This window comes from Paenibacillus sp. SJS-P3, from assembly GCF_056711585.1.
Genome location: NZ_CM160043.1, coordinates 4,407,676 through 4,431,248, shown reverse-complemented (window position 1 = coordinate 4,431,248; position 23,573 = coordinate 4,407,676). Strand labels below are relative to the sequence as shown.

General features: G+C 59.7%; 22 protein-coding genes and 1 tRNA gene. 11 read left to right on the top strand and 12 right to left on the bottom strand.

The genetic code is table 11. The annotated features are described in order from the left end of the window. Nucleotides 1-53: 53 nt before the first annotated feature. Nucleotides 54-929 carry an aldose epimerase family protein gene (locus tag AC06G8_RS20340; protein WP_480283719.1) on the bottom strand — a complete coding sequence of 292 codons (876 nt, stop codon included), beginning with the start codon at nucleotides 927-929 and terminating at the stop codon, nucleotides 54-56. 255 nt (nucleotides 930-1,184) lie between these two features. On the opposite strand from AC06G8_RS20340, the gene AC06G8_RS20335 reads away from it, so the two are divergent. Together AC06G8_RS20335 and mgrA are read left to right on the top strand one after the other, a co-directional pair. After that, nucleotides 1,185-2,627: an HD-GYP domain-containing protein gene (locus AC06G8_RS20335; RefSeq protein WP_480283718.1), complete on the top strand. Its 1,443-nt coding sequence runs from the start codon at nucleotides 1,185-1,187 to the stop codon at nucleotides 2,625-2,627. A gap of 115 nt (nucleotides 2,628-2,742) precedes the next feature. Continuing rightward, entirely contained in the window at nucleotides 2,743-3,741 is a 999-nt protein-coding gene (gene mgrA / locus AC06G8_RS20330; protein WP_480283717.1) for an L-glyceraldehyde 3-phosphate reductase, read from the top strand. A 193-nt stretch (nucleotides 3,742-3,934) separates the two neighbouring features. Here the strand turns inward: mgrA and AC06G8_RS20325 are convergent, their stop codons facing one another. Next, nucleotides 3,935-4,153, bottom strand: a complete 219-nt coding sequence (locus AC06G8_RS20325) for a hypothetical protein (RefSeq protein WP_048746503.1) — start codon at nucleotides 4,151-4,153, stop codon at nucleotides 3,935-3,937. A gap of 217 nt (nucleotides 4,154-4,370) precedes the next feature. Between AC06G8_RS20325 and AC06G8_RS20320 the strand changes: the two genes are divergently transcribed. Then, nucleotides 4,371-5,903: an ATP-binding protein gene (locus tag AC06G8_RS20320; RefSeq protein WP_480283716.1), complete on the top strand. Its 1,533-nt coding sequence runs from the start codon at nucleotides 4,371-4,373 to the stop codon at nucleotides 5,901-5,903. 168 nt (nucleotides 5,904-6,071) lie between these two features. On the opposite strand, the gene AC06G8_RS20315 is transcribed toward AC06G8_RS20320, so the two are convergent. Further along, nucleotides 6,072-6,506 (bottom strand): universal stress protein, encoded by a 435-nt coding sequence (locus AC06G8_RS20315; protein WP_447662876.1) that lies wholly within the window; start codon nucleotides 6,504-6,506, stop codon nucleotides 6,072-6,074. A 265-nt stretch (nucleotides 6,507-6,771) separates the two neighbouring features. Between AC06G8_RS20315 and AC06G8_RS20310 the strand changes: the two genes are divergently transcribed. After that, nucleotides 6,772-6,847, top strand: a tRNA-Thr gene (locus AC06G8_RS20310). A gap of 100 nt (nucleotides 6,848-6,947) precedes the next feature. Here AC06G8_RS20310 and AC06G8_RS20305 read toward each other — a convergent pair. The 3 genes from AC06G8_RS20305 to AC06G8_RS20295 all read right to left on the bottom strand — a co-directional run bounded on the left by AC06G8_RS20305 (nucleotide 6,948) and on the right by AC06G8_RS20295 (nucleotide 10,633). Beyond that, complete coding sequence (locus AC06G8_RS20305; RefSeq protein ID WP_447662875.1) at nucleotides 6,948-7,208, bottom strand: YkgJ family cysteine cluster protein; 261 nt, start codon at nucleotides 7,206-7,208, stop codon at nucleotides 6,948-6,950. 353 nt (nucleotides 7,209-7,561) lie between these two features. After that, nucleotides 7,562-9,313 carry a vWA domain-containing protein gene (locus AC06G8_RS20300; protein WP_480283715.1) on the bottom strand — a complete coding sequence of 584 codons (1,752 nt, stop codon included), beginning with the start codon at nucleotides 9,311-9,313 and terminating at the stop codon, nucleotides 7,562-7,564. Between the two features lie 24 nt (nucleotides 9,314-9,337). Then, nucleotides 9,338-10,633, bottom strand: a complete 1,296-nt coding sequence (locus tag AC06G8_RS20295; protein WP_447662873.1) for an AAA family ATPase — start codon at nucleotides 10,631-10,633, stop codon at nucleotides 9,338-9,340. A 212-nt stretch (nucleotides 10,634-10,845) separates the two neighbouring features. Between AC06G8_RS20295 and AC06G8_RS20290 the strand changes: the two genes are divergently transcribed. Together AC06G8_RS20290 and AC06G8_RS20285 are read left to right on the top strand one after the other, a co-directional pair. Next, nucleotides 10,846-11,349 carry a metallophosphoesterase family protein gene (locus AC06G8_RS20290; protein ID WP_447662872.1) on the top strand — a complete coding sequence of 168 codons (504 nt, stop codon included), beginning with the start codon at nucleotides 10,846-10,848 and terminating at the stop codon, nucleotides 11,347-11,349. A 108-nt stretch (nucleotides 11,350-11,457) separates the two neighbouring features. Then, nucleotides 11,458-12,264 (top strand): hypothetical protein, encoded by an 807-nt coding sequence (locus AC06G8_RS20285; protein ID WP_480283714.1) that lies wholly within the window; start codon nucleotides 11,458-11,460, stop codon nucleotides 12,262-12,264. A 71-nt stretch (nucleotides 12,265-12,335) separates the two neighbouring features. On the opposite strand, the gene AC06G8_RS20280 is transcribed toward AC06G8_RS20285, so the two are convergent. After that, nucleotides 12,336-13,001 carry an NUDIX hydrolase gene (locus AC06G8_RS20280; RefSeq protein WP_480283713.1) on the bottom strand — a complete coding sequence of 222 codons (666 nt, stop codon included), beginning with the start codon at nucleotides 12,999-13,001 and terminating at the stop codon, nucleotides 12,336-12,338. A gap of 162 nt (nucleotides 13,002-13,163) precedes the next feature. Between AC06G8_RS20280 and AC06G8_RS20275 the strand changes: the two genes are divergently transcribed. Then, on the top strand, nucleotides 13,164-14,948 hold the full coding sequence (locus tag AC06G8_RS20275; RefSeq protein WP_480283712.1) for an ATP-binding protein: 1,785 nt from the start codon (nucleotides 13,164-13,166) through the stop codon (nucleotides 14,946-14,948). Between the two features lie 293 nt (nucleotides 14,949-15,241). Continuing rightward, the gene (locus AC06G8_RS20270; protein ID WP_447662868.1) at nucleotides 15,242-16,327 is read left to right on the top strand and encodes an FUSC family protein; all 1,086 of its coding nucleotides are present in this window, start codon (nucleotides 15,242-15,244) and stop codon (nucleotides 16,325-16,327) included. A gap of 82 nt (nucleotides 16,328-16,409) precedes the next feature. Here the strand turns inward: AC06G8_RS20270 and AC06G8_RS20265 are convergent, their stop codons facing one another. From AC06G8_RS20265 to AC06G8_RS20245, 5 genes are all read right to left on the bottom strand, one after another. Continuing rightward, on the bottom strand, nucleotides 16,410-16,706 hold the full coding sequence (locus AC06G8_RS20265; RefSeq protein WP_021879326.1) for a hypothetical protein: 297 nt from the start codon (nucleotides 16,704-16,706) through the stop codon (nucleotides 16,410-16,412). Between the two features lie 30 nt (nucleotides 16,707-16,736). Then, nucleotides 16,737-16,880, bottom strand: coding sequence for a hypothetical protein (locus AC06G8_RS20260; protein ID WP_447662866.1), 144 nt, complete (start codon nucleotides 16,878-16,880; stop codon nucleotides 16,737-16,739). Nucleotides 16,881-17,181: 301 nt separating this feature from the next. Continuing rightward, nucleotides 17,182-17,781 (bottom strand): TVP38/TMEM64 family protein, encoded by a 600-nt coding sequence (locus AC06G8_RS20255; RefSeq protein WP_480283711.1) that lies wholly within the window; start codon nucleotides 17,779-17,781, stop codon nucleotides 17,182-17,184. Between the two features lie 17 nt (nucleotides 17,782-17,798). Then, a complete protein-coding gene (locus AC06G8_RS20250; protein ID WP_480283710.1) occupies nucleotides 17,799-18,995 on the bottom strand; it encodes an MFS transporter in 1,197 nt (398 codons plus the stop codon). Nucleotides 18,996-19,036: 41 nt separating this feature from the next. After that, entirely contained in the window at nucleotides 19,037-20,194 is a 1,158-nt protein-coding gene (locus AC06G8_RS20245) for an MGDG synthase family glycosyltransferase (protein WP_447663103.1), read from the bottom strand. Nucleotides 20,195-20,444: 250 nt separating this feature from the next. On the opposite strand from AC06G8_RS20245, the gene AC06G8_RS20240 reads away from it, so the two are divergent. The 3 genes from AC06G8_RS20240 to glpX all read left to right on the top strand — a co-directional run bounded on the left by AC06G8_RS20240 (nucleotide 20,445) and on the right by glpX (nucleotide 23,562). Then, the gene (locus AC06G8_RS20240) at nucleotides 20,445-21,419 is read left to right on the top strand and encodes an aldo/keto reductase (RefSeq protein ID WP_447662863.1); all 975 of its coding nucleotides are present in this window, start codon (nucleotides 20,445-20,447) and stop codon (nucleotides 21,417-21,419) included. A gap of 173 nt (nucleotides 21,420-21,592) precedes the next feature. Then, the gene (locus AC06G8_RS20235) at nucleotides 21,593-21,793 is read left to right on the top strand and encodes a hypothetical protein (RefSeq protein ID WP_480283709.1); all 201 of its coding nucleotides are present in this window, start codon (nucleotides 21,593-21,595) and stop codon (nucleotides 21,791-21,793) included. 788 nt (nucleotides 21,794-22,581) lie between these two features. Continuing rightward, nucleotides 22,582-23,562, top strand: coding sequence for a class II fructose-bisphosphatase (gene glpX / locus AC06G8_RS20230; protein ID WP_447662861.1), 981 nt, complete (start codon nucleotides 22,582-22,584; stop codon nucleotides 23,560-23,562). Nucleotides 23,563-23,573: the final 11 nt, after the last annotated feature.

Genomic DNA, 23,573 nt, shown 5'->3' with positions numbered 1-23,573 from the left:
CGGCCGGGCACAGCGGCCGGGCACAGCGGCCATGCCGCAGCGGCATCAATGTATTACAGCGTATGGGACGCGCCGATGACCAGCTCGGCCTCGACGGTTTCGCCCGGCTGGACGAGCACGAGCTCCTCCTGGCGGTTGAGCTCGCCGTTCAGAGCCATCCAGGGCTCCACGCAGACGAACGGCTTGTCCTCTACGCTCCACAGGACGACGTAGCGGAAGCTGCTGCTGTAGCGCATCCGGACCGCAAGGTTTCCGGAAGGCTTGAAGGCAATCTCCGGAGCCGCCGGATCCAGCAAGGCGGCCGATTCCTTCATGCTCCCGAGATCGAGGGAGCCTTCGTACGGCTTTTCCGCTCCGTCGTTGTAATCCAGGTACCGGGTCGCGTCCGTTCGGTAGGAAATGTTTTTGGCATCCGCGGCAAAGTAGGGATGGAAGCCGGGATACATCGGCATCGGCGAATCCGACAAATTGCGGTATTGCTGGGAGATGGACAGCTCGCCGTTCTTGAGGGTGTACGTGAACAACAGCTCGAAATCGAACGGGAACTGCTCCCGCGTCCGCTCGCTGCTGCGCAGGCGGAGGGTGACGGTGGCTGCCCGGTCATCGGAGATGCCGGCGATTTCCCAAGCTTCGGTGCGGGCGACTCCGTGGTTGCGCATGCGGTATTTGCGGCCGTTCCACTCGTACTCTCCGTTGGCCAGCTGGCCGCTGATCGGGAAGAGCACGGGATTGCCCCCGCGTATGTTCGCATCTCGATCCAGGAACGTGGCCTCGTCGAGATAGAACAGCTCATAGCCGTTCAGCCGGCATTGCAGAGCGATGCCGCCGCGTTCCGGACAGATCAGCACGCGGGAGCGGGTAGTCGCCTCCGTCAGCTCGACCATTTCGTATTTTTCTTTGTATGTTTTGACTTCATATTGATATGACAATAGGTCTCAACTCCTGTGAAAATAATTCTTTTTAAGAAGACAGCATCTTCCATCGTTCGTCCTTCAAAAGGGACCAAAAGGTCAAGAATTTGAATATTGACTCTGTTCAAAGCTTTCTAGGATAAGGTATGCTACGCATAAAGCTTATTTTTCCCATATTAATGCAGCGGCCGCTATTTGTATAGGCATCCATAAGTCCTGGCTTTCATTCCATCATTCGTCCCGTTGCGGTCATACGAGGTGATCTTCAGTCCCATGCGCGCTCCTCACCGGAAGCTGCTTACGGCTGCTGTATTCATACTGCTGCCCCTGATTCTGTTCCAAGCCTTGAGATGGTCCGGGACTCTGGACATCTATTGGCATTCCCCAGTCGGACATTTTTATATCGTGACGATCGTCTCCGTCTTCTCCTTGCTGCTTGCGGGGGCGATGGGCTATACCGGGATGAAGCTGCGCAACATCGGCGTCTCGTTCCTGGCGCTGGCCTACATCTCCATGACGGCGCTGATCATGCTGCACGGGCTCGCCACGCCGGGATTTATCATGGAGCACAACTCCGTCCAGGGCATTTCCTCGGAGCTGGGCATCCTCATCGCATCCGTATGGCTGGCGCTGTCCGGCGTGACCGCGGCTCGTCCGCTCGTCCTGTTCCTGGGGCGTTTCCACCGGTGGCTCGTCCCTGCCTGGACAGGCATTCTGGTGCTTTGTTTCTTCTCTGCAATGAACCATCCCCATATTCTCGCGGGGTGGTCGGAGAGGGAATCGACGAGAACGGTATCGACGGCGATCGTGCTTATCCTGCTCGCCAGCGCCGCCAGGAGTTATTGGAAAGGCTACAAGGCCGCCAGGATGCCGCTGCAGCTCTCCATCGTCTACAGCTGCGGTTGGCTCGGCGTGGGTCAGCTCATGATGGTTCTTGGCGAGCCGTGGCGTCTCAGCTGGTGGATGTACCATGTGCTGCTGCTGCTGTCCTTGCTGGCTGTGGCGGCGGGCATCCTGCTCCAATATGCCAGCTCCCATTCCTTGCTGGATTCCATGAGAGCCCTGTTCCGCTCGGATCCTAAGGAATGGCTGCAGAAATGCATTTCGCCAAGCGTCCAGGCACTGATCCAGGCGACGGAAGAGAAGGACGGCTACACGGCGGGCCATAACTATCGGGTCGCCCTGTATGCCCTGAAGCTGGCCGAGCGCATGGGGCTGGCTTCATCCGACCTCATGGCGATCGGCCAAGGCGGGATCATCCATGATGTGGGCAAGCTGCAGATTCCGCAGTCGATCCTGAACAAGCCCGATGTGCTTACCCAGGAGGAGCGGGCGGTCGTCGAGCTTCATCCCGTGCACGGCTACGAGCTGTGCCGCAAGCTCGGCTTCATGCGGGAAGAGCTTGCTGTCATCCGGTCCCACCATGAACGGTGGGACGGCACCGGCTACCCGGACCAGCTGCGGGAGAAGGAGATTCCGCTGTTGGCGCGCATTACGGCCGTCGCGGACGTGTACGACGCGCTTACCTCGTCCAGGTCCTACCGCAAGGCGATGACCCATGAGCAGGCGCTCGGGATCATCTCGGCTCAGCGCAGCCGGCAATTCGATCCGGCTTGCGTCGATGCCTGGCTGAGCCTGGCGGAGGAAGAACCCGGATTTTTCGCGGAAACGGCTACCGACATGCATATCGTCCTGCCGCGGACGCTGACCGTCTGAGCCGGTCCAGGATCGGCCAAGCCATCTTTCTGAGGTATAATGAGCAGCATAGCTGGACGCCGTATTCAACCTGATCGAGGACGGCGATTATAGAGGTTCAAGGAGGACAAAGGCGATGGGATATCAAGCTTATTCCGGGCGGTACGAATCGATGAAGTACAACCGCGTCGGACGCAGCGGGCTGAAGCTGCCGGCAATATCGCTCGGACTGTGGCATAACTTCGGAGGGAACGACCGCTACGAGAACGGCAGGGAAATGGCGCGCAGGGCATTCGACCTGGGCATCACCCATTTCGATCTGGCGAACAATTACGGGCCTCCGCCAGGTTCCGCGGAAGTGAACTTCGGCCGGATGCTGAAGGATGATCTGGCCCCTTACCGGGACGAGCTCGTGATCTCGACCAAGGCGGGCTATTACATGTGGGAGGGGCCTTACGGCGAGTGGGGCTCGCGCAAATACATCCTCTCGAGCCTCGACCAGAGCCTGAAGCGGATGGGCCTGGAATACGTCGACATCTTCTATCACCACCGTCCGGATCCGGATACGCCGCTCGAAGAAACGATGTTAGCCCTGGACCATGCGGTCCGTTCCGGCAAGGCGCTCTACGCCGGCATCTCGAACTACAGCGCCGAGCAGGCCAGGGAAGCGGCGTACATCCTGAAGCAGCTCGGCACTCCGTGCCTGATCCATCAGCCGTCCTACTCCATGTTCAACCGCTGGATCGAGGACGGGCTTCAGGATGTGCTGGAGGAAGAGGGCATCGGCTCGATCGTCTTTTCCCCGCTTGCGGGCGGCATGCTGTCCGACCGTTATCTGCAGGGCATACCCGCGGATTCCCGGGCCGGCGGACCAAGCGTATTCTTGAGCGGCAGCCAGATTACCGAGGGCCGGCTGGCACAGATCCGCGAGCTGGACGCTCTTGCCCAGGAGCGCGGCCAGTCGCTGGCAGCGATGGCGCTTGCCTGGACGCTGCGCGGCGGGCGGGTCACCTCCGCTCTCATCGGCGCAAGCCGGGTATCGCAGATCGAGGACAATGTCCGCGCGCTCGACAACCTGGAATTCAGCGGAGAAGAGCTGGAGAAGATCGAGAGCATTTTGCGCCGCGAGGCTTAAGCCGCGGATCGGACCCGGCCTGTCCGGACAATCACGAATGAACGCCAAGCAGGCGCAAGGGAGACCGACTCCCTTGCGCCTGCTTGTGCTGGTACCGAATTCGTTGAGAGGCCGGACGAAGTCCACGACTTCTGCCGGAGCAGGGAGGACTCGCCTGGAGGACTGACCGGACCAAGCTGCCGAGGGGCAGAGCCTAGCCTACTTCCAGATAGAGCTTCGTTCCGTCATGATATTGGAAGATCGCCACGTCGCGCGACATCTCGACGGAGGCGATCTCTTTCCATCGTTTGCGAAAATCGAAGTTGAGCTCAAGCTCCCTCAGCTTGCCCGGGAGCGCCTTCAGCGCTTCCTCCTGTCCCGGGGGGTAGTAGACGGGGACAGAACGGTTTTTGAACGTGATCGGCTGCATCATATCGGACAGCACCCCCTTGTGAAATTTATCTTTCCTTGCCTTATTTTACATTAAACGCATTAAAGGAATATGAACGAAATAGGAACATTATTCAACAAGTTTCGATTCGGCGCCTGCTATTCGCGTGAAGTCAGGAGGGAAATGACAGTCGATGGATGATGAAGACTGCGAAATTGATGTAGAATGAAGGCATAAAATGAAACTGACGGAGGCTGGCATGGCACTATCCAAAGTTTTCTTCATGAACATCAGCCTGCTTATCACGATCGCCTATTTGTTCAATCTCGGCTATAAAACCGCTTTCCAATGGCTGCGGCCCGGCATACAGGAGGCGCTGGCCTCCTTCATCTTTATCGCATCCGGCTGGCTGACGATGGTTTTCGGCCTTCGGGTGAACGACCATATTCTGTTCGATCTCCGTTATGTGCCGCTGATCATGGCAGTCCTGATTCTCAGCAAGCCTTGGCAGATCATCGCCATCGGGGTCGGGATCGGCATGGGCAGGCTTTTTTTCGGCATCAATGCAGCCTCTCTCGCCGGAATGGGCAACATGTTCATCCTGGGCGCCGCCGGAGCGCTGCTCGCCTTCTTCCTCGGCCGGAGCCGCTGGACATTTTTCCGGAAGGCTGTTGTGGTCATACTCGCCATCAACATGCTCAACTGCATAAATATTTCCTGGCTCGGCGTACTTCCATTGTCCGTGTATTGGAGCGAATACGCGCCGCTGACGCTGCTGCTCTCGCTTCTTCTCAGCGCCTTCTTCGTGTACATGATCCGTGACTTCAGCCTCGATCAGCAGCGGATGGTCGATCTCAAGAATATGAACCTGATCTTGCGCAGGCAGACCAAGGAGATGAGGGAAGCCAAGCGGGATCTGGAGGAGAAGGCTCGCCAGCTGCTGCTCTCGTCGCGCTACAAGTCGGAATTTCTGGCCAACATGTCGCATGAGCTCAAAACGCCTCTGAACAGCATGCTGCTGATCTCGCAGCTGATCCAGGAGAGCGATGACGAGGCGTACGGCGAAGAGGACAAGCGTTATGCGGGCATCCTAAAAGCAGCGGGAGTGGATCTGCTGCATCTGATCGACGATATCCTCGATCTGTCGAAGGTCGAAGCCGGCAAGCTGCAGCTTACCCTGGAGAATGTTCCGGCCATCGAGCTGCTGCATTCCGTCCAGGCGCAGTTCCAGCCGGTCGCCGACCGAAAGGGACTTCCGTTCCGGATCAAGGTCGAGCCGGATTCCCCGCAGCTGCTCTTGACCGACGCTCTGCGCGTCAATCAGGTGCTCCGCAATCTGCTGACGAACGCGTTCAAGTTCACCGAGTCCGGGTTCGTGGAGCTCAAGGTGTCCGGAGAACGCAGAGCGCTGCTCCCGTCACTGGAGGAGAATCTGCTCGGAACCCGCGCGTCCGCACGCTTGCGGAGCAGGGAGAAGTCCCGAAAGCCCGTGCCGGCTCCGCCCGACGTGGACTGGATCGTGTTCGCGGTCAAGGACACCGGCATCGGCATCGACAAGGAGAAGCAGAACCTCATCTTCGAGGCCTTCCAGCAGGAAGACGGCAGCATTACCCGCCAATACGGCGGAACCGGCCTCGGCTTGTCCATCAGCCTGCAGCTGTCCAAGCTGCTTGGGGGCATGCTCGAGCTGCAGAGCGACAAGGGAGAAGGCAGCACGTTCATCTTCCGCATGCCTGCCGACAGCAGCTTCGCCGGGCCTGGAGAGGAAGGCGATATGCCGCAGCGGATATGAGCGAGAGCCCTTCGTCCCCGCAGACGAGGGACTATTCTACATCCTGAGCGGCATATGGGCAGCCATTGGCATGCAAAAGCGGAAAAGAACCGCCCGGCTCTTTTCCGCTTTTATCCGCATTTTTCCTTTGAAGAAGCTAGTATGGAACACGTTTGCCTGGCCTTATTCCTATTTGACGATGAGCACCGGCACTTTGGCATGCTGGGTCACGTAATGGCTGACGCTGCCCGTGAACAGCTCCTTGAAGCCGCCTTTGCCGTGGCTTCCCACAACGATAAGATCGGAGCCGCGGTCCGCCGCCATCGACGTGATCGTCTTGCCGGGATCGCCTTCGGCGACCAGCACCTCGATCGGAGTATCCGTTACCGAGGAGATGATGGTGCGGGCTTCCGCAGCTACCGTCTCGGCCTCGAGCTTCATGGATTCCGTTGCCGCGGGCGGCGAGCCTGCGACCGTCTCGCCAACGACGATCGGCGTCAGATTATAGACATGGACGACTTCAATCAGCGCTTTGAAGGTAGAAGAAAGCTCGAGCGCCGATCTCAGGGCACGGACGGACTGCTCCGAGCCGTCGTATCCGACAATGATTTTGGAATAGGGCATGTTCGATGCGCCTCCGTTCTGTTATGCTCGCTTCCGGTCCGGATCCATTCCAGCATCCTTATGCAGCGCGAGTCTTACTTGTCGTTACATTACCCGTGGCTCGCAAAGCGGAAACGGCGGACATAAATTCGTCACATGTGCAGCCGCACAAACGCGTCGACAAATGCTTGACAATATTCGCGAAAATGCGTATTCTATAAAAGTCGCCGCTGACGAAAACTTGTTGTAAACAAGGACAAGCAGGTGTCTCGACAACCAATGATTTGCTGATGTAGCTCAGCTGGTAGAGCAACGCATTCGTAATGCGTAGGTCGGGGGTTCGAATCCCTTCATCAGCACCATTTTCAACTTTTCAGGATTCATTCCCTTCGCAAAAACGTTGTTTTCGACATCTGTCGGGAGCGGCGTTTTTTTATTTTTCATGACAAAAGCTCCCGATCGTCACGCGCCGGGAGCGGTCGCTTTTTCAAGCCATTCCAGATAGGCGAGGGCATCGTCGCGGGAATCGCCGCACATATCGGCGGCTGCATGAAGCTCGCCGCATACGGCGGGCCGCTCGGGCTTGCCGAACAGGGCGCAGCGCAGATCCGGCAGCAGCTGCACGCAGGGAACTCCGGCGGGCTTGCCGTGGGGCATGCCTGGAATCGGAGACGAGATCGAAGGGGCGATGCAGCAGGCGGCGCAGCCGCTTCGGCAGATCATAACCAGTCACCTCTTTGCATAGAATAGATTCAAATCACCCGGCAGACCGGACACGAAGTTTGTGAAAACGCTTCACGGGTTAAAAACAAGTCAACCAAGCTCCGTCTAAATGGCGGCCGCAAGGGCCATAATGAATCCATTACGGAAAACAGGGAGAGATGTCTCATGATTCGACGGGAAGGCCATTTGCTGACCGGATTGTTGAACGGACTGGCTCTGTCGCTGCCGTTTTGGGCGGCCTGCGCGGCATGGCTGGCGACCCGCTGAACGCTGTCAAGGCGACGGTCGGCAAGGGCTGCGAGAAGAAAAGAAAGCAGAGGCTGCGCGAAAGGCGCGGCCTCTTTATTTTGGGATCATAAGCGCAGTTTCCGCCGGCGGCTCTCCTGTTCTTCGCCCGCTGCAGCGAACACGTCGAGCAGGAGGCTCCCTGCTTCGGCATCGCGGGAATCCCAGGCCTGCGCGAAGCGGACCCGGTGAGAGACTCCCAGGATATCATATTCCGCGGCAAGATGCTGCCTTGCCGAGCCGACGATCAGCGTATGGAGGCGCACGCTCCTGCGTGCGGAGAGCCGTGCGAGGCGCTCCCGCAGCGGGGGAGTGATCTCTCCGACACCGTCGGTCAGCATGACGAAATCGGCGGCGGCAAACCCGCGGACATGCTCCACGATGTCGATGCCTCTCGCGAGGGGAGCGTCGAAGTTCGTACCGCCGCCATAAGCGAGGGAAGCCATGCCGTAGAAACGGTCCCAGTCGGGCCGCTGATGATAGAGGCGATGCTCGATGACCTCGCCCTTCGCGCCGAACAGCAGCAGCGTGAAGTCTCTGCGTTCCGCCAGCGCGAATGCGGCGAACGCGGCCGTGAACACCTGGACGAGACGGAGCTTGGATCCGCGCATCGAATGGGAAGTATCCATCATGCATATGACCGGGCCGCGCTGGGATTCCTCGGCCTCTCCTTCCGGAGAGTAGGCCAGCAGCTTGCGATCGAGCAGCTTCATCAGGAAATAGGGCTCGAAGTCGGGATCGGCAAGCAGGCTTGCTTCTCCCGGAAGCATGCGGGCGATGTCGCCGGCGAGCTCCAGTCCTCCGTAAGCTTCATGGACGCGCAGCGATGAGGCTTTCTTGCGCATGGCTTTCAGCGAGTGCACGCTGCGGCCGACATCCTCCAGAAAAGCGAGCAGATCCTTGCGGCTCTGCAGCTGCTCGACCCAGCGGCTGTACTCCTCGAACGTCTGGCGCCGCAGGCGGCCGAGCTCGCTTCCCCAGCGCCGGTTGGCCAGCCGCTGGCTCGCCTGCATGAGCCCGAAGATGTCGCCGCTGTCCTTGCTCTCCCGCTCCAGCGAGCCCCGCAGCGACTGCCCGAGCCAATCGCCGAGCTCATCCTCGATGCGCTGCATGGCTGCCGCCTCGCGGGCACTGACGCGGGATAGGCGTCGTTCCAGCTGCTGCAGCTCGGCTTCGGCCTTCGTCAGCTTGGCCCGCAGCTTGTCGCGGCGCAGGAAGTCGGTTCGCATCGCCTCTCGCAGCTCCTCGACCCGCTGCCGCAAGCCGCGGCGCTCCTCCAGATCCAGCGGGCGGCTGTCCTGCTCGCTCTGCTTGTCCTCTACCGTGCGCCGGCCCTGCTGCAGCCGGTAGCCGACGAGCTGCAGCTGCTCCAGCTGGCGCTCGCTGAGCCGCTCCTTCAGCTCCCCGGCAGCCTCGCTGCCTCCGGGGCCCTTATCCTGCTCGCCGGCAGAAAGGATCGGCCTTTTCTCCCTTTCCCGCCGCTTCGCCTCCTCCTCGTAGGATTCCGTCAGCCATGACAGCGCCTTGAGCGCCGTCTTGAACGAAGCATTCACTTCGCCGATCGTCCGCGGATGGATGAGGCGGTAGAAATGCTGCCGCCGCAGGGAGGCAAGCATCCAGCGATGGAACGGATCGCCTCCGACGGGATGCTCGAATACGGGCTCCGCCAGGTAAAAGCTCATGAAGAAATCGGCGAACAGCTCCAGATCGAACCATGGTACTTGCCTTTCGGCTTCCTTCATCCATTCGCGGGCGGTCCGCGAGGAGCGGACGAACGCATCGAACTGATAGCGGTCTACCCTGGCGCTGCGAATCAGCATCGGCCTGCCTCCTTCCGGTTGACGTCAAAGGGTATAGTCATAGGAAACGCCGGGCATATCCTTGTCGAACAAAGTGCGGTACAGCCCCTGGAGCTGCTGGAGAACCTTCTCTCCTCCGATGCGCAGATGCGTGAAGCGGACAGCATATTCGTCGGCATGCAGGATGAACACCGATTGCGACTCGATCCATGCGGGCAGCTGCTTCTCCTTCTCCTGCCAGGCGACTAGACGTCCCTGCAAGGAACGGGCTGTTTCCTCGAGCTCGCTCCTCGCCTCGTCCGTCATCGAAGCGAGCCGTTCCGCTTGCGTGCGGCCGAGGGAAGACCCGACCTCCTTGCGGAATTGGAAGCCGCTCAGCTCTTCCTCGCGGGACAGCCATTTCTGGAGCGTGTCGCGGTAGGAGGCCAATGGCAGCTCCTTGTCCATTTCCTTGGCGAGCAGCTCCTGCCAGACGCCGGCAAAAATGCCCCGCAGCTCCTCGAGGTCCTCGGGGAAGTCCCAGAGCAGATGCGGAGTCAGCACCGTATCCCAGACGCTGACGGCATCGCGGCCATGGATTGCGGCGCTTATCTGCCAAGTGCGGCCGATCCGGCGCCAGCGGCGGTCCGACAGGATATATTCCTTTTCTTCCATCAAAGTCTTGAGCCGGAACAGCATGACGAGCACCGGCTCCGGCAGGGCGACACCGGAGGCGGCATCCTGGATGCGCTGGACATCGCCGGAATCGAGCAGGGCGGGAGGCGGCGTATCCGGTCCCTGGAACATCCGCTCGAAGCTGGCGATCTGCTGGAGATAGCGGGTTTCGTAGCGGAAGAGGAAGCGGTCGTAGAGGGCGGCGAGCCCTTCCTGCTCCTCCGGCAGCTCGTTGGACGCAGCTATGAGCGAGAGCAGAGGCACTTCCCTGGCTTCCGCTCCATTGTAGAAAATCCGCTCGTTCAGAATCGAGAGCAGCGAGTTCAGGATGGCGCTGCTCGCCTTGAAGATCTCATCGAGAAAGGCGAAGCGGGCCTCGGGCAGATAACCCTGCGTCTGGCGGACGTAGCGGTCCTGCTTGAGCTGCTGCAGGGAGACGGGGCCGAACAGCTCGTCGGGCGTCGTGAACCGGGTCAGCAGATAATCGAAGCTGCGGCTGCCGCCGAACAGGGCGGCAGCGCTCCGGGCGAGCTGGGACTTGGCGGAGCCTGGAGGCCCGACCAGCATCAGATGTTCGCCGCTCATCAGCGCCAGCAGGAGAACGCGGATCAGCTCCTCGCGTTCCTGGAAGCGGTTCTCCAGATGGGCGGCGGCTTCGCGAAGCTTATTGGGTATGTTATGGCTCATGGCGAATGCAGCCCTCTTGCCGAAGCAGCGGCGGGTCTGCTCGATCCCCCTTGTTCTTGTCGGATGCCGCGGTAGCGGTCTTCTTATTGTACCAGAGCGGCCCCGCCGAATACGAATCGCTGCCGGCGCGGAAACCGTTCCTGAAGGTATCGGGACAGAATCTATTTGTGCTAAGCTTGAACCAAAGCTGCGAGAAGAAAGGGGATGGACTCATGCGGATTGGACTCGTGTCGGATACGCATCTTGGCGCTTCGGCATCCAAGCTGCCGGATGCGCTTGTGAAAGGGCTGCGGGGAGTGGATTACATCCTGCATGCCGGAGACTGGACGCATCCCCGCGTCGCCGGCCTGCTGGAAGACATCGCGCCGGTAGATGGAGTGGCGGGCAACAATGACGGTCCCGAGCTCGTACGCCGCTACGGCAGGCGCAAGCTGATCGAGCTCGCAGGCTGCCGGATCGGCATCGTGCACGGCGATCTGGGCCAAGGACGATGGACGGAGCAGAAGGCGCGGTCGAATTTTCCTGACGACGGGGTCGGCCTGATCCTGTTCGGCCACTCCCATGCCCCTTACAGCAAGCGGGAGGGAGACCTGCTGCTGTTCAACCCGGGATCTCCGGTCCAGAAGAGGCGCCAGCCCCGCTACTCTTACGGCATTCTGAACATTTCGGGCGGACGGATGCACGCGGAGCATCATTATTACGACGACCGGAGCTGACCGGAGCTGACCGGAGCTGACCGGAGCTGACCGGAGCGGAAGGCACTAGCCCGAGGGCGGCTGCATATCCTGTGGTAGCAACCTATGGACCAGGGAGGGCCTTCCACGATGATTATTCCCGATTTTCCAAGCGATCTGCTTGAAGAACACCGCCGGTGGCATCATGCCAACCATATCATGAACAACGACAATCCCCCGATTGGATGGGGAGACAAGTTCCTGAACTTCCACCGGCAATATATCCGCAAGGTGCTCGACTGGTACCGCGGCCAAGGGCTCGACATGTCGCTGGTGGCTCCGTGGAGCGAAGTTCCGCAAGGCATCCGCATGTCCTCCTGTTACGACGGGAACGGCGAGATGCGGGTCCGCTACCAGCCGCAATCCTTTGCGACGGCGGATGATCTGGGGCGCTTCATCGAGCATATCCACGCCTGCATCCACGATGCCGGCTCCGAGGTGCTGGGCGAGCCTATCCTGCGGGATCTGGACATCGCTCCCCGCTCGACCTACTTCTACCAGATTCACGGACTGATCGACAACTGGTACTCCAACTGGCAACGGAGCCAGGGGGCGGGCGGATTCCCGGGCGGCCTATCGCCGCAGCCCGGCTTCATGCCCGGCATGCAAGGTATGGGAACAATGCCCGGAACGGGAACCATGCCCGGCATGCCTGACTTGAGCGGCTTCGGAGGCGGAGTACCCGGACCGGGAGCTCCGGGACCGATTCCTGGCCTGCTGAGCAGCGTCGTTCCGGCAGGCAATGTCCGCAAGAAAGCTTCCAGGCGCGGAGGAGCCCGCAAAGCAGGTACGGGATCCGCCCGAAAGGCTGCTCCAGGAGCAGCCCGCAAAGCCGCCAGGGCTGGCAAAACCGCCAAAGCCGCAAAATCCGCCAAAGCTGTCAAAGCTCTGCATTAAGGTGATTGCCCGGCGGCGCCTTGTTCAAAAAGCCTTGCCGGCTCCCGATGGAGAAGGCAAGGCTCTTTGGTTCAAGGAAGCTCGCTGAGACGCCTGAACAGCGAGGAGTAGTAACCGGCCGGACGAGGAACGAAGTCATCAGGGCGTATTTTCCGGGTGACCGGGACAAGCCCGGATTCGGATATGGCCTTATCCGCTCCCGCGCCTGCGATCTCCGGCCATTCGGCTCCCTGAACGGACAGCGCATCCAGCCTGCCTTCGAACAAGCCGATCAGTCCCTCGGCCGGAGCCTCGTAGATCCCGGCTACCTCCTCGTGCTGAAGCCGGTGCTCTAAAAGGGGGAGGGCGCAGCGAAGGGCGAACTCCTCCGATCGTTCGTGATCTACGAAAGGAACGCCTCCCGCTATCCCCTCCGACCTTTCGACCGAGTAGCCGAGCGGCAGCAGATCCTCATAGGCAGCGGAGATTCCAAGCTCTTCCTCCAGCTCGCGGACGGCATCGCGGATATCTTCCCCTGCGGACAAATGGCCGGCGGCCGTAATATCGTACAAGCCGGGATAGGTGTCCTTGCTTTCCTGCCGCTTCTGAAAGCGGATGAGGGTGCCGTCGCCGGAGCCTCGGACGAGCCAGCAATGGAAGGAGCGGTGGCGCAGGCCGAGCCGGTGCGTTTCGGCGCGGGTGGCCGTTCCGATGCGGGTCCAGCTGTCATCGTAAATATCGAACATTTCTTTTTTCATCGGTTGATTCCTTTCATCTACTGCTGCGGTGAACAGATAGAACGGCATTGTCAGAAAGACGATTCCTCATTCCAAAAGGATTTTTCGCGGGTACGTCGAATTTCAAGGAAAAATCCATTTTTTTGCAGCCCATTTCTTATACAGAACGGGATGATCTCGACGATGCAGCCTGACCATGCCTTCTACATTCCCTTAGCTTATACGATCATCGTCTTCTCCGCCTATACGATGTTCAGCATGGTTGGTAATTTGAACAGCCGCCGTCCGTTCCGCCATTACTGGTTTCTCGGATCTTCAGCCGTATTCGCCCTCGGCGCATGGTCCATGCATTTCGTCGCCATGCTGGCTTCCCATTACCTGGTATCGATTACGGCGGAATCCTTCCTGGCATTGTTCCTGCTGGGAGGAGCGGCTTATTCCGCCTTTCTGCTGCTTGGAGACGGGGAGACGAGCAAGCTTCGACTGGGCGCTTCTTCCCTGATCATCACCTCTTCTGTCGCTTTCATGCACTATATGAGCGTCTTGATGCATCGTGTCCGGCTTCTCGACTTGAGTCCATCGCTGCTGGCCGCGGGTTTGGCCGTCTTGCTGGCCGGCACCTACACTTCCTTGCAGGTCTACATGAAACATGGGGGAAAACGCCGTTTACCGGCCAGCTTCATCTTCGGAACAGGGGCGATCGCCTTCCATCTGCTCGCCCTGGAGTCCCTCTCCTACGGCCGCGGCTCGTCGGAGCAGCCGACCTTCCGGATTGACCAGTACCTGATGTTCATGGGGCTGCTGCTTGCCCTTGCTACCGTCATCATCTTCAGCTTCAGCATCGTCGCCTGGGTTGCAGACCGCCGCTACGGACTGATCAATGAGCGCTACAAGCTGCTTGTGGAGAATTCCATCGATATGATTGCCGTCATCAGCGGAGGCAAGTGGGAATTCGTGAACTGTTCCGGACTGAGGATGTTCGAAGCTTCGGATGAATCCGATATGGTCGGCAAGTCGGTCTACCGGTTCCTGTGTCCGGACTCCCACGAGCGTCTGCGCAGCCATCTGGCCCGCCACCCGCGCGGAGGCAAGCCTTCAGGCAGGCCGTCCCCCCAAGCTCCTGCGGTCGCGATCGAGCTGGACTGGCTCACATTGGGCGGGAGGCCGATCAGCACGGAGCTGATCCATTCGGAATCGACCTTCTCCGGCCAGCAGGTGGCGATCGTCATCATCCGCGACATATCCGAGCGCAAGAAAAACGAAGAGCTTCTGATCAACTCCGAGAAACTCTATGTGGCCGGTCAGCTCGCAGCCGGAATCGCGCACGAGATCCGCAATCCGCTCACCTCGCTGAAAGGATTTCTCCAGCTGATCGCAAGCGGCCGCACGTCCGGCAGCCCCTACTTCGACATCATGAAATCCGAGCTCAACCGTATCGAGAACATCGTCAGCGAGCTGCTGATGCTGTCCAAACCGCAGGTATATGAGATGGATTATACCGACGTGCGCGAAATCATGCTCGACACCGTGCTGCTTCTGGAGTCTCAGGCTTCCCTGTACGGCATCGAGATCGGGGCCGATTACGGATCCGAGCCGCTCTGGATATACGGCGTCGAGCCCCAGGTGAAGCAAGTGTTCATCAACGTGCTCAAAAATGCGATCGAGGTCATGGCCGAAGGAGGCAAGATCATCATCGCCACCGAGCTCTGCGAGGAAGACGTGCTCGTCACCGTCAAGGACGAGGGACCCGGCATCGACGAGGAGCAGCTGTCCAAGATGGGCCAGCCTTTTTATACGACCAAGGATAAAGGAACGGGGCTTGGCCTGATGGTGTCCTACAAGATCGTGGACAACCACAAGGGAAGGATCCGGGTGACGAGCGAGCTGGGAGAAGGGACTTCGTTCCAGATCTATCTGCCCTACTGCGCGGTTGCGAGAAGAAGCTCGCTGGGCAGCCTGGGCTCGTGACAGCGGAAGCGGAGCAGCGAGGAGCAAGACCTGCAGATAGGAGCGCGAATCGGGATTCATGCCTGGTCGGCGCTTCTTTTTTGATCCAAGGAACGTCGGTCTGGTTTCAAAAAGAAAGGTATGCCGGGGCCAGGTATAAATTGAAATGAAAAAAATGTACAATATAGCAGTTGCCCGAATTCGGAAATCGAGAACGAGCGGGCATGGCATACGTTACAGGCAATGGAGCAACAGGGTATAAGAGGTGAAGAAGCATACCCATTCGCTGCCTGAGAAGGAGGATTTCAACCCTTATGACAATCGGGGCCCGAGTGGTTAAAACCGGCATTGCCGTTGCGCTGGCCATTTACCTGAGCGAGCTCTTCCAATTCAGCTCTCCGATTCTGGCTGCTGTTTCAGCCATATTCACCTTGCAGCCGTCCATTTTCCGCTCCTGGCAGCAGGTGAGCGACCAATTCCAGACCAATCTGCTCGGCGCAATGATCGCGCTGGGAGCCGTGCAGCTGATCGGCAACAATCCGATCGCGGTCGGCATTGTCATCATAGCCGTCATACTCGTCAGCATCCGCTTGAAAATGGAATCGACGGTGGGGCTGACGCTCGTGACCGTCGTGGCTGTCATGGAAGCGAACGCGACCGGCTGGATGTTCGCCGTGGAGCGTTTCCTCCAGGTATTGACCGGCATGGGGGCGGCGTTCGCCGTCAACGTGCTCGTCTTCCCGCCGAGGCCGCGCAAGCAGTTCCACAGCGACGTGCACCGCTCCTACCAGCAGCTGTCGCTGCTCCTGCGCACCTCCATCTCCGACGAGATGAAAGAGCAGGTGTACAACGACGAGAAGGCCAAGCTGCACGGCACGATCGGCAAGCTGGACGAACGCTACTTGGTGCTCGCGGACGAGCGCTCCCTGCGGGCTTCGAGCCGCGCCGAGCGGGCGCGCCAGCTGCTGCTTTCCAAGCAGCTCATCAAGGCGGTCACCAAGGGAGCCGATCTGCTGGACGTCGTGGAGGAGCATTACTTCGCCTCTCCAGGAGCGGAGGATTGGGCGGTCAAGCTGGATGCCCAGATCGAGGAGCTGACCAAGTACCACGAGCATCTGCTGCTCAAGCTGGACGGAAAAATCAAGCCGCATGCCTGCGTGCCTTCGGAAGCGATTACCGGAACACGGCTGGCCCAGCAGCTGACGGATTACCTGCGGGAGGATCCGGATCAGCACCGGCGGCTCGTGTTCGTCGCCGCCGCTCTGTTCGAATACGGCTATCATCTCCGTCGGCTGGAGAAGATCATCGATCAGGTGCACAGCAGGGACAGGGAGGCGGAGGACGGCCGTTCGGCGCTTGCCGCCTCCGAAGAAGCAGAGCCGAGGCAGATCAAGAATTGATCCATCGGCTTGGATTCCGCTCGGCCCCGCACCGTAAAAAAGGCGTACCCTCCATCAAGAGGGTACGCCTTTTGCGCGTCGCTTATTCGTCTCCGCGATGCTCTTTGTGCTTGTGGCGGCGCGGATGCTGCAAGTGGTTCTCGGGGTCGTTCGCGCTGTCATGCGGGATTTCACGCGGATCGGTATGGCCGGCATGATGGTTGCTGAATTCCAGCTCGGCCAGCTTCCACTCCGTCGTTCCCCACATCGGATCCGCCGGAAAAGCATCGCCGCGCTGCAGCTTTTCCTGACGGCCCCACTGGTTCGTATAAACGCCGTCGACCTCGACATGCTCCCCCGAGATCGGCTCCATTTCGTTATGGCTAGGCTTCTCGCTCATGCGATCCCTCCTAAGTGTATAGGATGCTGGTTAGACGCCGTGCTTGCGGACAGCGGCGGCATCCGCATCGGACTGCTTGGCGCTGGCCGCGGCTTTGCCCTTGCCGGTGCGGTCTGCTTCCGACTGGGCTTTGCGCGCGAAGGTCTGCTTGAATGAAGGCTGTTCGCCGGACATGGCCATCCTCCTTTCGCGGGAGATGCCTTGCCTTTACAGTGTGTGTAGGCGAAGCGGCCCCTAATCGGCGTTGAAGCGGCCAATATCGACCATAGCCGGCAAAGAGATGCCTGACAGGGAGGCCGGACTTTCCTTGCCTGACTGCCGCAAGGCGGCGGCAAGCCGGAACGAACGCCAAAAAAAGCCCCGTCCGCCGGACGAGGCCACTTAAAAAATAGCGTAAGGCGCGAAATCGATCGGAAGAATGATTTCCGTCTGCAGCGACACCTTTTCAGCGGCCTCCCGCTGGACAGGGCTTGTCTTATTTAGCCAAGTAACGCGTTTCGAGTCTTTTTCCGCCCAGCCACATGATGACAATGACGCATACGGCAAGCACGATGCGCCATGGCGCCAGATCGCCGATATTGAAGCTCAGCAGGGAGATGATGAAGATCATGACCGCCTTGCCGAGAACGACCGCGACGAAGAAGGTGCGGAACGGGACGCTGCTGAGGCCCGATGCGATATTGACGAGCACCGAAGGGGAGAACGGGAAGCAGGCGAGCAGGAAGATCGGCGTGAAGCCCCGGCGCTCCAGCCAGTCGAAGAATACGCGCACGCGCGGAAAGCGGCGCTCCAGCCACATCCCGAGGCCTCCGCCTATAGAGCGGGCGATCCAGAATACGCAGATGGAGCCCGCAGAGACGCCGATCCAGGAATAGAGGAAGCCCCAGCCCAATCCGTAAATATTGGCGTTCGCCGCAATGAACAGGAAAAGCGGCAAAAAAGGCAGGAAGGCCTCGGCGAGCGGCAGCACAATTCCCGGCAAAGGGCCATAGGAGGAAAATTGCTGCAGCGTATGCTCCAGCTGCTGGGGGTTCATGGTTTTGATCTCGCGAATCCAGTCCTGGACGATGCTCATGCTTCACACAACCTGTTCTATTTGGGATCAAGCTTGCCGGGTTCGGCCAGCGGAAGAAGACAATAGCAGATGCCGATCAGTCCGAACAGCAGGGCGCTGATCCAGACGACGAAGGGCTCTCCTCTCCAGGAGGCGATCAGCCCTCCGAGGACCGGGCCGATCATGCCGCCGATGCCCTCCACGGTGCTGAGCAGACCCCAGCCGAGTCCTTGCTGGCCGGGAGGGACATAGGCTGCGAGCAAGGCGTTCCATGCCGGCAGTACGGCTGCATAGGACAAGCCCAGCAGAGCGGCGATGACGATGCACAGCCATAGGCCCGAAGCGTAGGCGAGAGCATAGAGCGCGGCCGCAACGGCGAAAAAGCCGATGACGAGAAACCAGCGGCGGAACGATCGCAGCCGGTCCGACAGCTTGCCGAACGGGACAAGCCCGGCGAGCGTGAATACGCCTCCGGCTGTCAGCAGGAGGGAGTATTGGGCGCCGGTCAGGCCCAGTCGGCCGGTGGCCAGCGTTGGAAGCACGGTCACGAGCATGCCTGCGCCAGCCGTCTGCAGCACCATGCCCGGAAGCAGCAGCTTGATCTGGGACAAGCGCTGCTTCATATCGGGCAGCTGCTCCCGCAGCGGCACCCGCTCGACGGCCGAGCGCTGCTGTCCGCTGATGAAGAGCGACAGCACAGACGCCAGCACGACGCTGGAGAGGATCATCAGATAAGCCGCGCGGCTGCTGTGGTCCATTACTATATTACACACAATCGGACCTGCGCCAAGCCCCCCGAGCCAGATCATATATAAAAAACCCATCTGGGCTGCTCTTCGCTCCTCCGTCACCTGGGTCAGGCAGACGATCCAGATCGGCGAGATCCCGACTCCGTAAATGGCGGCCGCGAGAATGAACAGCCAGGGAACGTCCGCGAAGGGGAGAAGAACGACTCCTGTAACCGAAGCGATCATGCCCGCCATGACGACGAAACGGATGGAGAACCGGTCAAGCAAATACCCGATGGCCATCTTGAGCACGGTGTCGGTGAGATAATGCGCCGTGATGGCGGCACCTACCGCATCCAGCGTAAGTCCGAGCTCATGCTTGCCGTACAAGGGCAGGAAGCTGATCAGGACGGCGCCGCGCGCGAATTCCACGAGCAGAAGAATGACGGCATAGAGGGGGAGCTCGGTTCCTCCGATGCCAAGGGAGCGGTTCAGGAATCGATTCATGGACGGGTTCCTCCTTGCTCGGCTGGTAAGGCCTGTTGCCATTAAGTATACCCGCCCAGACGCCAGAGCAAATCCTCGGCGACAGCATCCGCGCCGCCGGGGAGGCCCAGAGAGGAGCTGGCGAACCTTCTTTCGGTAAGACGTTCAGGACTGGCAAAGAGTTTCATGATTTCTTCCGCGAGCCGGGCCGGGGAGCGGACGATTTCCACGGCTCCCTTGGAAGCGAGATAGGAGGCGTTGCCGAGCTCTTGTCCCGGCACCGGGCGATAGACGAACAGCGGAACCCCGGCGGCAAGGCCTTCGGCCAGCGTGAGGCCGCCAGGCTTGGTGACGAGGCAGGAGGCCAGCGGCATGAGCTCGGGCATCGTCTCCACATAGCCGAACAGATGCAGCCTCGACCGTTCCGGATGCCGCTCGAACCTTCGGGCAGCCGATGCCCGGAGAGCTTCATTCCGTCCGCAGATGACGGCGATCTGAAGATTGTCCATCCGCAGCAGGCGGCTGCAGGCGTCGAGGATTCCGCTCATGACGCCGCTGCCTCCGCCCATGATCAGCACGAGCGGCAGACGGGGGTCGAGGCCGTAGCGGGCGAACGGCTCCGCTGCCCGCTCGGAGCTCTCCGGCATGCGGAAGCCCTTTTTGACGGGAATGCCGCTGACGCAGATGCGCGAGCCGGCGATGCCAAGAGCATTCAGCTCGCGGCCGAAGTCCTCGGTAGGCACATAGTAGCGGTCGATGCCGGGATGCACCCAGCGGCAGTGAAGATCGTAGTCGGTGACGACGGCGGCGGTGAGCATTCCGGGAAGAAGCGTCTGCTTGAGGGCGAGGCCGGCGAACAAAGGGAAGGTATGAAGCACCGCGTCGGGACGCTCGCGCAGGAGCACCTGGCGCAGCTTGCTTCGCCCGAAAGAATGCAGCCATGCCGCGAGCCTGGAATCCGGCTTCATCGGCCGGGTGCGGTCGTAGAGCCAGCCGTATAAGCCGGGCATGACCGTATAGCTCGATCGGTAGGCGAGACGGGTCATTTCATTCAGAAGCGGATGGGCTTCGGCCATCAGATCGATCAGCACCGTCCGGTCGTTGCCCTTGCGGGCGAGCGATTCCTTCACGGCCAGAGCGGCTTGAAGATGGCCTTCTCCATACGAAGCGTACAGGATCATCAGCTTGGGCTGCCGGTGCGGAAGCTCTGCGTGCTGCATGGTCACGGTGGCACCTCCTGGGGCGTGGATAAGTCTGTCTTCCAGTATACGGGCCTCTTGTAAACGTAAGGTCAGAAGGAGATGGAGATTTTGAAATTTGCCGGAGGTTGTATGTGGCGTTGCCGGACGACGGCCTCCGACTGATTCGCATGGCGGATTATATGCGGCGTTAAATTATGGTATAAAGGAATAGTCTGCCCGCCATCTTGCCATAGATCCTCATTTCTGTTGAAAAAGGAGTTGGAAAGCGATGGAATACACTACGCTTGGACGAACGGGGCTCAAGGTCAGCCGCCTGTGCCTGGGAACGATGAATTTCGGCGTCGGCACGGAAGAGAAGGATGCCTTTGCCATCATGGATGCGGCGCTGGATGCCGGAATCAACTTTTTCGATACCGCCAATGTTTACGGCTGGGGCGAGAATTCCGGCCGGACGGAAGAGATCATCGGACGCTGGTTCGCCCAGGGAGGCGGCCGCAGGGAACGGACCGTGCTCGCGACGAAAGCCTACGGCGACATGCATGACAGCCATGACGGCCCCAACAGGCAAGCCGGACTGTCCGCCTATAAGATCCGCCGCCATCTGGAAGGCTCGCTGACCCGCCTGCAGACGGACCATATCGAGCTGTACCAGATGCATCATATCGACCGCAGCGTCCGTTGGGACGAGCTGTGGGGCTCCTTCGAGACGGCTGTCGCCCAAGGCAAGATCGGCTACGTCGGCTCCAGCAACTTCGCCGGCTGGGATCTCGCGGTCGCGCAGGGAGAGGCCAAAGCCCGCGGCTTCCTCGGGCTCGTCTCGGAGCAGCACAAGTACAACCTGCTGACCCGCCTGCCGGAGCTCGAGGTGCTGCCGGCCGCCAAGGCGCTCGGCATCGGCGTCATTCCGTGGAGCCCGCTCGACGGCGGCCTGCTCTCCGGCAACATCCGCCGCGGCGACGCCGGCCAGCGCAGCGGCGACAAGCGCTGGGAGAAGCACAAGGACCAGCTGGAGCAGTACGGCCGCCTGTGCGACGAGCTTGGCGAGACGGAAGACCTGGTGTCGCTGGCCTGGCTGCTGCATCAGCCGGCTGTGACGGCTCCGATCATCGGCGTGCGGACGCTGGAGCAGTTCGAGCGCTCGCTGCGCGCGGTCGAGCTGAAACTGGACGAGTCCGTCCTGCAGCGGATCGACGAAATCTTCCCCGGACCGGGCGGGGAAGCTCCAAACGCATACGCCTGGTAGGAGGCGTTTCGCGGAGGCAAGTGCTTGTGTGGATGGAAGATATAGAAGCGAGAACTAGATCGTTTTAAGAGGCCAGAGGCCGTCAGGCCGTCCCTTGCGGACGGCCTTTTTGTGTTTAGGGGGAGTTTTTAAGCGGGGGCGGCGTGAGTGCAGGGGGGGGAGGAGAGAGGGGAATGGAAAAGAAGAAGAGAGAAGGAGAGGGAGAGGGAGAGGGAGAGGGAGAGGGAGAGGAGAGGAGAGGAGAGGAGAGGAGAGGAGAGGAGAGGAATGGGATGGAGAGGACGGTGAGAAGAAAAAGGTGGCGAAGTGAAACAGCGCCCATGGTACACATATCCGACAGGATAATGACTGATGAGCAAAAGAAAAAGGAGTGATGAGGAGAGAAAGGGAGGGGAAGTGAGAGAAATGTAGAGAAGAGAGAAGAGAGAAGAGGTAAGAGGTAAGAGGTAAGAGGTAAGAGGTAAGAGGTAAGAGGTAAGAGGGAGAGATGGTTTCGGCAACTTCAATCCCTGAGAATGCTCATGCTCAAGCAACCTCATTAGCCTATCGGACATAGGATCCCTTATTTTCGAGGTTTTCGCTCATGGACGCATTTATCGGACATAGGATCCGCTATTTCTACAGTTTATATTGTTATATAGCTAATTGTTCACAAATAACGGATCGTATGTCCGATCCGCATAGGAATGTGATGGTTTTCGGCTAAATAACGGATCGTATGTCCGAAACGCAAACGCAATTGAAGGTTTCGAGTAACTTACGGATCGTATGTCCGAAAAGCAAAGGCAATTGAAGGTTTCGAGTAACTTACGGATCGTATGTCCGAAACGCATTGGGATGGGATAGTTTTTGAATATAACGGATCGTTGTGTAGGACCCGCATAGGAGTATGATGGTTTTCGGATAAAGAACAGATCGATTCACAAGAATCTCGCTAGGCCGCCTTGAAACAGGCGGTCTATTTTTTTGCCAAAGGAACGAGGCGATCTCCTGGGTAGGCTTAACAGCCTATCCTCCCATAATTCCATGGTAGGCCAGACTCAATTAGGAGTCATTATTGATGCTGAATTAGCCTATTGTGCGTCATATATAAAATATGATACATTAATTCCGGAAAGAGTCGGATGCGATCTGGCAGAAGGAAAGAAGAAGGGATGAGGACATGGAACGGGAACTGGCATTGGAAGTTGTGCGCGTAACGGAGCTGGCCGCGTTGGCATCGGCGCCCTGGGTTGGGAGGGGCAGCAAAAATCAGGCGGACCTCAGCGCGACGGAAGCGATGAGGAGGATGTTCGGTTCGGTTCCTGTCCGCGGCACGGTGGTCATCGGCGAAGGCGAGATGGATGAGGCTCCGATGCTGTACATCGGCGAGAGCGTCGGCCGCGGCAGCGGTCCGGAAGTCGACGTGGCCGTCGATCCTCTGGAAGGGACGGAGCTGGCGGCTCGCGGCTTGAACGGGGCTTTGTCCGTGCTGGCGATGGCGCCGAGGGGGAGCCTGCTCCACGCTCCGGATATGTACATGGAGAAGCTCGCTGTCGGACCCGCGCTCTCGGGCAAGCTCAGCCTGCTTGACCCGCTGTCCGTCACCATGCGCAAAGCGGCCAGGGAGCTTGGCAAGCCGCTTGCCGAGATCACGGTCGCCATCCTCGACAGGGAACGGCACGAAGCGGCGATCAGCGAGCTGCGGAAGCTTGGCGTTCGAATTCGACTGCTGCCTGGCGGTGACGTGGCGGGAGCGATGGCGACTTGTTATCCCGAATCCGGCGTTGATATCTATGCGGGCTCCGGCGGGGCGCCGGAAGGCGTGCTGGCAGCGGCGGCGCTGAGATGTCTTGGAGGCGAGCTGCAAGGAAGGCTGCTGCCCGAGGACGAGGAGCAGGCCGGACGCTGCGCCGCAATGGGAATCGTCGACGCCAGCCGCGTCCTGAGCATGGACGATATGGTAGGGACCGGCGACGTTATTTTCGCGGCTACGGGCATCACGCAGGGAGACTTCCTCGACGGAGTCCGCTATCGCCCGGACGGAACGGTTTGGACCCACTCGGTCGTGATGCGCGCCGAAACCCGCACGCTTCGCCATATCCAGACGCGACATGATTTATCTCTCAAGGTCATCGACGGGGGCCGGGAGGCGGCAGTCTGACCGAATCCGGT